The following is a 7,228-nucleotide window of genomic DNA, read 5'->3' as shown; positions in this document are numbered from 1 at the left end:
TGCGGACCGATTGCCGCCGCGTGCAACCATAACCAAGGCCGGCTTTTGTCCCCTCTGCGTCTCCGCGTGAGTCTTCTTAAAGAGTCTCACGCAGAGGCGCGGAGACGCAGAGAAGAAAAACGGTTCTGTCGCTCTCACCGGTTAGGTCTCGCAGATGCACAAAGCCTCCGCCTTCAACTTTCTGCGGCAATTCCAGCGCTCTCTGAACAGCGAGTTGCCGACTGTGACATCACTTCGTTCAAACGTACGCGAAATCGCATTATCGGCTAAAGGTGCCGATGGCGCGCCATATCTGCGTACCCCTGAAACGGCGTTCCTCAACACCTACGCCATTCCCCGGCTATACCAGGACCTCCAATTACTCTGCGGCTTGAGTGACGCACAGGCAAGATCTGCGCTGCTCTCGGAGAACTTCCGGCATCTGCGTGAGATGTGTTCTGCCTCGCCAGCCAGAAAGGAGCCTCACCCTTTCGATAAGACATTTCCTCAGGACCCTGCCAAGGTTATGGCGCAATGGCAGAGCGGGAGAGCAAGTGCACTGCACCGAAGTTGTCCAGACTTTGCAATCCGATTTCCTTGTCCCTATTCTATAGTATTTGAAGGTAAATACTTTGAATCTGGCAGTATTGCGAAAGCTGAAGCCGAACTCGTCAGAAATATCTATCAAACATTCTTTTATCGTGCACTACCGAAGATTGAAGAGACCAACAGCCGGCCTGCTTGGGACTACGAATTTGCATGTCTACTTGCCTGCGATGCTTCACCGGAGGGTTTGCTCAAACGCGCATGGGACTCACTTGAGCCAGCCGTGCAGGAAGGCTTCTGGAGTGGCGCGAATCTCTATGTCATGATCATCCGAGGCGATCCCTGACCGCTCGCTCGCGTCGGCAGGTGCCGAATGATGGGCAGCGTTGCGCTCTGCCCATCCTAACGGGCTGACGGTCGCGGCGATGAGGGCGGTGGGTCGGGGTGACGAAGGAACCCCAGCGCGACGCTAGGGATGTTGAGGTTCGTCCCTCATCCCGACCTGGCTGTCCCACCCCTTTTTGATTATAATTAAGGTAATTTTTGCCGGAACTCAGCAGGTCATCTGGTCTGCCGATGTCACGCCCTTTCAGGGCTAAGATCTCTGACAACGGACCACCCAGGGCGTTGCCCTGGGCTGGTATGTAACGCCCCTTCGGGGCTGACGGTCGCGGCGATGTTAGAGATACGCCCGCGCACGTGAGGCCAAGGCGTATCGACGTGCCAACGGGCGACGTTGTGCCGCGATGCACCCTCGCACGCGAGGCCAAGGCGTCTTGGCGGGACGATTGACCCCAACGGGGTCACACATACCAGCCCAGGGCAACGCCCTGGGTTTGCGTGCAGTAATACTCTTAGCCCTGAAAGGGCGTGACAACCGTGGTTCCCCGAGCGTCGGGGGCCACCTGCTGCGAGGGCGTTAGGTATGAAATACAGCGTCGTACTTGAGCAATCTGAAGAAGGTTTCGCCGTGTCCGTGCCCGGGCTTCCCGGCTGTCATTCGCAGGGAGAGACCGAGGCGGAGGCTTTGGAAAACATCGCGGATGCGATAACGGAATATCTTCCTGTCGTCAATGATTTGAGTCGGGGGAAGATGGTGCGTCAGGTCGAGGTGGCGGCTTAAGCGATGCCAAACTATCCGGGCGTCAGTCACCAAGACTGCGGAGAAAAAAATGTTGCGTAAGCAAGCAAGACTCGGTTGCCTTTGCGTTCTCGTTGCCCTCGCGTTACCGCTCACCGCGAACGCGGGGTTTCGCTGTCAGGACGGCAACCTGATCCTGGAGGGAGATTCGGCTGCCGCCCTGTTGAGCAAATGCGGCAAGCCGCTGTATCAATCCAACATCGTCAATCGCCAGGGCTATGTGATAGGACAGCGCTTCACCTATCAGGATCGCATCGACAACAGTTGGATCTACGTGGTGGACACGGTCGATGATAAGGTAACCAAGATCGACGCAAGGCGCCAGTGAGACCGCGGTCAGGAACGGTTCACTAATAAGTTAACTGAGTTCATTGGGGAATGCTTGTCGCGTCGTTGTCGTTGTCGTAATCGAGGTTGTCGTAGCGCCCCGGATTCGCCGGCAAGCCAAATTGCATCGCTTCTCCGACAACGACAACGACAACGACAACGACAACGATTGCGTTGTGCTTAACTTGTTCTTGACTCGCTACTAAGCGGCAGGAACAGCCATGCGCGTCACCTCTAAAGAAGCCGCTTACAGGAAATTGCTGATCGCCGACAGGTTCTCGATCTCCTGCTCGACCTGGCCCCGGATCTGGTCTTCCAGTGCGGTGCGGGCACTGTCGGCCTGGGCCCGGACCTTCTCCGCGACCTGCGCCTTGATGTCGGCCCGCAGGCCGGCGATCTTCTCGTCCGTGAGGGCTCGGGCGATGAGCCAGCGGGGGGCGCCTTCCCAGGACTCGGCGCGCCGCCGGGCCTCTTCCACGCCATAGGCCAGGACCAGTCCGCCGGCGATGAGGCCGATCAGCGCGCCGAGCAGCAGGCCCATGTGACCGGCCATGATCAGCGCCGTGCCGGCCCCGCCGCTGATGACGGCGGCGAGCACCGCGACGATGGTGGTGGAGAGTGCAAAGACCACGTCCTGGATCTCGGCGAAGATGCGCGGGTCCGCGATGCGCAGCTCGGCCTCTGTCGTCATCGCCCGGTCCTCGTGGGTGAGTCCGGCACTGAAGACAAGCCGGTGGCGGCGGTACCAGTCGCGCATCAGTTCGGTGGTGTCGGCGGCCACGCCGCTTAAAACCCGGGCGATCTGGCCCGTCACGATGGTCTCGATCTGCGGCTGAAAGGCGGCGGCCTGGGCGGCGATCTGTGCCTTGAGCGCGGCGACCGAGCCGCCCTCCTGGCGGAAGTGCGCGAGGATGGGTGCGATCCCCTCGTCGAAGAGCCCGACCGCGACCTGTTCGGCGATGCGCTCGGCCACCTCGTCCAGACGGCGTTCGAGCAGGGGGTTGATACGCTCGCTGATGAAGACCGGCAGTTCGGTGCGCAGGCCGCTCTGGGAGGCGGTGAGGCGCGCCTGCAGGGCCGGGAGTATGGCGAGTCCCTGGGAGACGGTGACATAGGGCCGGTCGCTGTGGACCAGGCGCGGGGGCTGCGCAAAGTGGGCCAGTTCTTCCTTGATGATCGTGGCGACGAAGGGCCAGGCGCTGCTGCCCCCGGTGAGGATCACGCAGCTTGGCTCTTGGAGGCGCACCCGCTCATTGGTGAGCCCAAGGCGCAGCGTCTGGCGGAACCAGTCGAGCAGGTCGAGCCCCGCGGCGCCGGCCAGCAACTGCTCATAGGCCAGCGGATTCATGGTCCGAAGATAGTCGGCGAAGGTGTGCGACGGCCGGTAGCGGCGCGCCCGCGTCAGGAAGGCTTCCCAGGTCACCTCGCTGATGCGCCCGAATTCGCCGATCGCCTTGCGAAAGGGCTGCGACGGGTCGAGCGCCATGGCGAGCGAGAACTTCTCCTTCGCCTCCCGGCAGCGCACGGCCAGCACGAAGAACTCCGCGCGCTCGCGGCTCATCGCCGCCGTCGCGCCCGGGTTTTGCTCGATGAACCACTGGTAGAAGAGGTCATCGAACAGGCGCCCGCCCAGGTGCATGTCGCCCCAGGAGTGCACCACCTCGCCGCGCACCAGGAGCGCGAAGTCGCAGGTGCCGCCGCCGAAGTCCACGACCAGTGCCCCCTTGAGCGCCTCGGCGGGGGTGATGTCCTTGCGCTGAAGGTGGAAGTAGATGGCCCCCTTGGGCTCGTCCACCGTGCGGACCTCGCCGAAGCCCGCCTCCCGGGCCGCGGCGCACAGCAGGTCGCGGTACTCGGCGGACGCCTCGCTCGGGGCGCCGAAGATGACCTGGCGCTGCAAGGGGTCGATGTCCTTGTGCTGGTGCCGGGCGACATCCAGTACGCCGGCCAGGAAGTCGCGGGTGTTGCGGCGTGCCTCCGCGCTGCTGGCAAGGTCCGGCTTGAACTGGGCACGGATCTGATAGTCCGGGTGGTCGGCGGCGCCGTCGCCGAACTCCTCCAGGGCCTGGTTGCCGATCAGCGGCTCCTTGCCGTCGCGGTAGAGGATGGCCGTGGCCAGCCCGTCGCGGCCGTCACCGAAGTCCACCCCGACGGGCTCCTCCCGGTCCCCCGCGCACTTGGTCACATAGGTGTTGGAGGTGCCGAAGTCGATCGCCAGCGTCGGGCGGACCGACGGTGCCGCGATCCGGAGTGCGTTAGGAACGTTGTTTTCGTACAAGACCTTTCTCCAAGACGCAGTCGTTCTGGATCACCGGCTCGTCCTCGACGATGACGGTGTCGCCCTCCTCGATCAGGCCGAAGGGGCGGTAGCGCTGCGCCAGTTCCGGACCCCAGCGCAGGCGCGAGCGCCCGGCGCGCTCGGCCGCCGTGAAGCGTGCCGGTTCGGTGAGGCCCGCGAGCCCCAGGCGGCGCCCCTCCAGCAACAGGGCCTCGGCGGCCGTCGGCAGGTCCGGCAGGTCGGCACGGTGCAGGTCGGCGATGGCCCGCGCCAGGTTCTTGTCCAGCACCACGGCCTTGGGCTCCGCGACCGGTGCGCTGGACAGGCTGCACAGCAACAGTGCCGAGCACTCGACCCACTGTCGGATCAGGTCCCGGATCGAGTCCCGGTAGCCACCGCGGTCGTAGTGGGCGCTGCCGCGGGTGAAGGCGAGGAGCGCCACGACCCCCGGGTACAGCAGGATGCGCCGCAGCAGCCCCATCCCGGCGAGGCGCCCCCAGAGCCCCACCAGGCCCAGGGTCGCGACGCGCGCGACGTCCAGTGCCCCGGCCACCCCGAGCAGGGTCTTGAGCGCCGTCCGCAGGGCCTTGCTCTCCGTCAGCCGGCCGACGGCATACAGTGCCCCCGCGGCACCGGCCGGGGCGCCGATCAGCATCCCCAAGGCGCGCATATCCAGGCTCAGGTTGAGCAGGGTCCCGAACACCAGCATCCCCAGCACACTGCCGGCGGCCGCGGCCGCGGCGAGGTGCCGCGCCGAGAGTGCGCGGCCAGCCGTCGGCGGACCGGGCAGCACCCAGGCCGGGTTGAGCCCGTACCAGCGGCTGCGCAGGGCCTCGCGGGTACCGGCGCCCTGGGGCGGGGTGGGGAGTCGATCCAATACCGCGTCGGTCGTGAGCGCGGCAAAGACCGCGTCGCGGGCGGCGGCGACCGCCCGCTCCAGTTGGGCCGGGGTCAGGGCGTCGCCGTCCCCCAGGGCGGCAAAAAAGCGCTCGACCCCCTGCGCGGTGGCCTGCTCGCGCAGGCCCCGGTTTGCCGCCATCCAGCCGCGGATGGCCTCTTCGATGATGACTGACACGGGATTTCCTCTCTTGATGTACCGGGGGCGCCGCCGCCCGGTGGGGTGCCGCCCCTCAGTATAGGCAAGGCCGCGCGTCGACGAGGGCGCGCCGCCGCCGCGTGGGTCCAAACGTGGAGTATGGCGCCTGCCTGTGCGCCTGTCGGTGCCCCAGCGCGCTGAAGACGATGACCGGGGCCGTAGGGTCCGCTGCGCGGACCGCTGCGGGCCCGCAAGCGCAAATGATGGGTTTCGCTGCGCTCTACCCATCCTACCGGCTCAGGCTAGTCGGTTCGGGGCTGCTCGGCGAGCCAAGTCTCCAGGATCAGGGCCGCGGCCAGGGCATCGACTGCGAGGTGCCGCTCGCCGGCGCCGCCCTTGAAGCCGGGCCGGGCGCTGAGTTCGCGGCGTGCCTCGATCGAGGTCAGGCGCTCGTCGATCAGGTGCACGGGCAGCCCGAAGCGGCCCTCGAGCTGGCGGGCAAAGCGATGGACGCGGGGTGACCAGTCGACCTCGGTGTCGTCCATGTTGAAGGGCAGGCCCACGACCGCTGCACTCGGCTGCCACTCGCGCACCAGGGCCTCGATCCCCGGCCAGTCGGGGCGCTCGCCGCGGCTGCGCAGTGTCGTCAAGGGGGTAGCAGAGCGGGTGACGGTCTGGCCGACGGCGACACCGATCTTGCGCGGGCCGAAGTCGAATCCAAGCAATGTCGGCACCTAGGCGTGCCCGGCCTCGCCGCTCAACAGGTTCATGTCGATCCCGAGCAGCTTGGCGGCGGCCAGCCAGCGCCCGTCCGCGGCGAGCCGGAAGATGATGTGGTCGTCGGCCGGGCCGCTCAGCCAGGCGTTGGCGCTCAGTTCCTGCTCCAGTTGGCCGCTGCCCCAGACGGCGTAGCCCAGGGCGATCAGGGTCTGCCGCGGCCCCTCGCCGCCGGCGATGGCCTCCAGTATGTCGCGGGAGGTGGTGACACTGATCGCGTCGGTAATGTTGAGGGTGGAGTCGAAGGCAGGTCCGCCGCTATGCAGCACGAAGCCGCGGTCCGTCTGCACCGGTCCGCCCTGGTAGACCGGGACCTTGCGCACCGCCGTCAGGCGCGTGGGGATGTCGAGCTGGGTCAGCAGTTCGCCCAGGGTCACCTCGGTGGGGCGGTTGATAACGATGCCCATGGCCCCCTGGTCCGTGTGTTCACAGACATAGGTGACCGTGCGCGAAAAATTCGGGTCCTGGAGACCCGGCATCGCGATCAGGAAGTGGTTGGTGAGTGAGGTCGTGAAGCCCATGGGGCTAGTATCCCGTGCGCCGGGGGGGGAGGCAAGTCGAAAGGAGTGTGGGCGTCCCGCCCGCGCGTGTATCCCGGGCGGGACGCCCGGGCTCCTATTCCCACGCCAGCTTGCCCCCGCGCAGAAATTGCCAGGTGCGCACGATGTCGAGCACGTCGGTCTCGGCGGCGATGTCCGGGGGAAAGGCGGAGTAGGGGGCGGCGAGTTGGACGATCTGGATCGCGGCCTGGTCGAGCAGTGGGTAACCGGAGGAGCGCACCACCCGCACCTGCTCCACGGTGCCGTCGGCGCGCACCGCCACACTGAGGATCAGGTTTCCGTAGAGGTGCTGGTCTTTGGCCGCCTGGGGGTAGTTGATGTTGCCGATGCGCTCGACCTTGCGCGCCCAGGCGCCCAGATAGCTCGCGTACCGGAACTCGCGCGTACTGGCGCTGATGGATTTGCGCCGCTGGCGACTGGCGTAGGCGGCCGAGCGTGCCTGCAGGCTCTCGGTCAGGCGGGCGATCTCCTGGTCGCGGCTCTGGAGGATGCGGGCGGCATCCACGGGCCGTGCCGGTTGGGCTGCGGGCGTCGGCCGAGGCGGGGGCGGTTCCGGGACCTTGGGCGCCGGCCGCGGCTGCGGG

The 7,228-nt window shown here is 66.2% G+C and carries 8 protein-coding genes; 3 read left to right on the top strand and 5 right to left on the bottom strand.

Features of this window, described 5'->3' with window-relative positions; all coding sequences use genetic code 11:
- Nucleotides 1–154: 154 nt before the first annotated feature.
- From QZY48_RS31890 to QZY48_RS31880, 3 genes are all read left to right on the top strand, one after another.
- Nucleotides 155–871 carry a hypothetical protein gene (locus tag QZY48_RS31890; RefSeq protein ID WP_295438271.1) on the top strand — a complete coding sequence of 239 codons (717 nt, stop codon included), beginning with the start codon at nucleotides 155–157 and terminating at the stop codon, nucleotides 869–871.
- Nucleotides 872–1,450: 579 nt separating this feature from the next.
- On the top strand, nucleotides 1,451–1,648 hold the full coding sequence (locus tag QZY48_RS31885; RefSeq protein WP_295438270.1) for a type II toxin-antitoxin system HicB family antitoxin: 198 nt from the start codon (nucleotides 1,451–1,453) through the stop codon (nucleotides 1,646–1,648).
- Nucleotides 1,649–1,697: 49 nt separating this feature from the next.
- Nucleotides 1,698–1,994, top strand: a complete 297-nt coding sequence (locus QZY48_RS31880; protein WP_295438269.1) for a DUF2845 domain-containing protein — start codon at nucleotides 1,698–1,700, stop codon at nucleotides 1,992–1,994.
- A 246-nt stretch (nucleotides 1,995–2,240) separates the two neighbouring features.
- Here the strand turns inward: QZY48_RS31880 and QZY48_RS31875 are convergent, their stop codons facing one another.
- The 5 genes from QZY48_RS31875 to QZY48_RS31855 all read right to left on the bottom strand — a co-directional run.
- Nucleotides 2,241–4,271: an Hsp70 family protein gene (locus QZY48_RS31875; protein ID WP_295438267.1), complete on the bottom strand. Its 2,031-nt coding sequence runs from the start codon at nucleotides 4,269–4,271 to the stop codon at nucleotides 2,241–2,243.
- Complete coding sequence (locus tag QZY48_RS31870; protein WP_295438265.1) at nucleotides 4,249–5,346, bottom strand: hypothetical protein; 1,098 nt, start codon at nucleotides 5,344–5,346, stop codon at nucleotides 4,249–4,251. The genes QZY48_RS31875 and QZY48_RS31870 overlap by 23 nt, the downstream gene beginning before the upstream one ends.
- A gap of 263 nt (nucleotides 5,347–5,609) precedes the next feature.
- Complete coding sequence (gene ruvX / locus QZY48_RS31865; protein ID WP_295438263.1) at nucleotides 5,610–6,041, bottom strand: Holliday junction resolvase RuvX; 432 nt, start codon at nucleotides 6,039–6,041, stop codon at nucleotides 5,610–5,612.
- A complete protein-coding gene (locus tag QZY48_RS31860) occupies nucleotides 6,042–6,605 on the bottom strand; it encodes a YqgE/AlgH family protein (RefSeq protein ID WP_295438262.1) in 564 nt (187 codons plus the stop codon).
- A gap of 94 nt (nucleotides 6,606–6,699) precedes the next feature.
- Nucleotides 6,700–7,228: energy transducer TonB (locus tag QZY48_RS31855; protein WP_295438260.1), on the bottom strand; the 529-nt coding region annotated here is incomplete at its 5' end.

Source organism: uncultured Thiodictyon sp. (genome assembly GCF_903828115.1).
Taxonomy (GTDB): domain Bacteria; phylum Pseudomonadota; class Gammaproteobacteria; order Chromatiales; family Chromatiaceae; genus Thiodictyon.
Note: the sequence above shows the minus strand (reverse complement) of the source record. Positions and strands in the feature narration are given on the sequence as shown.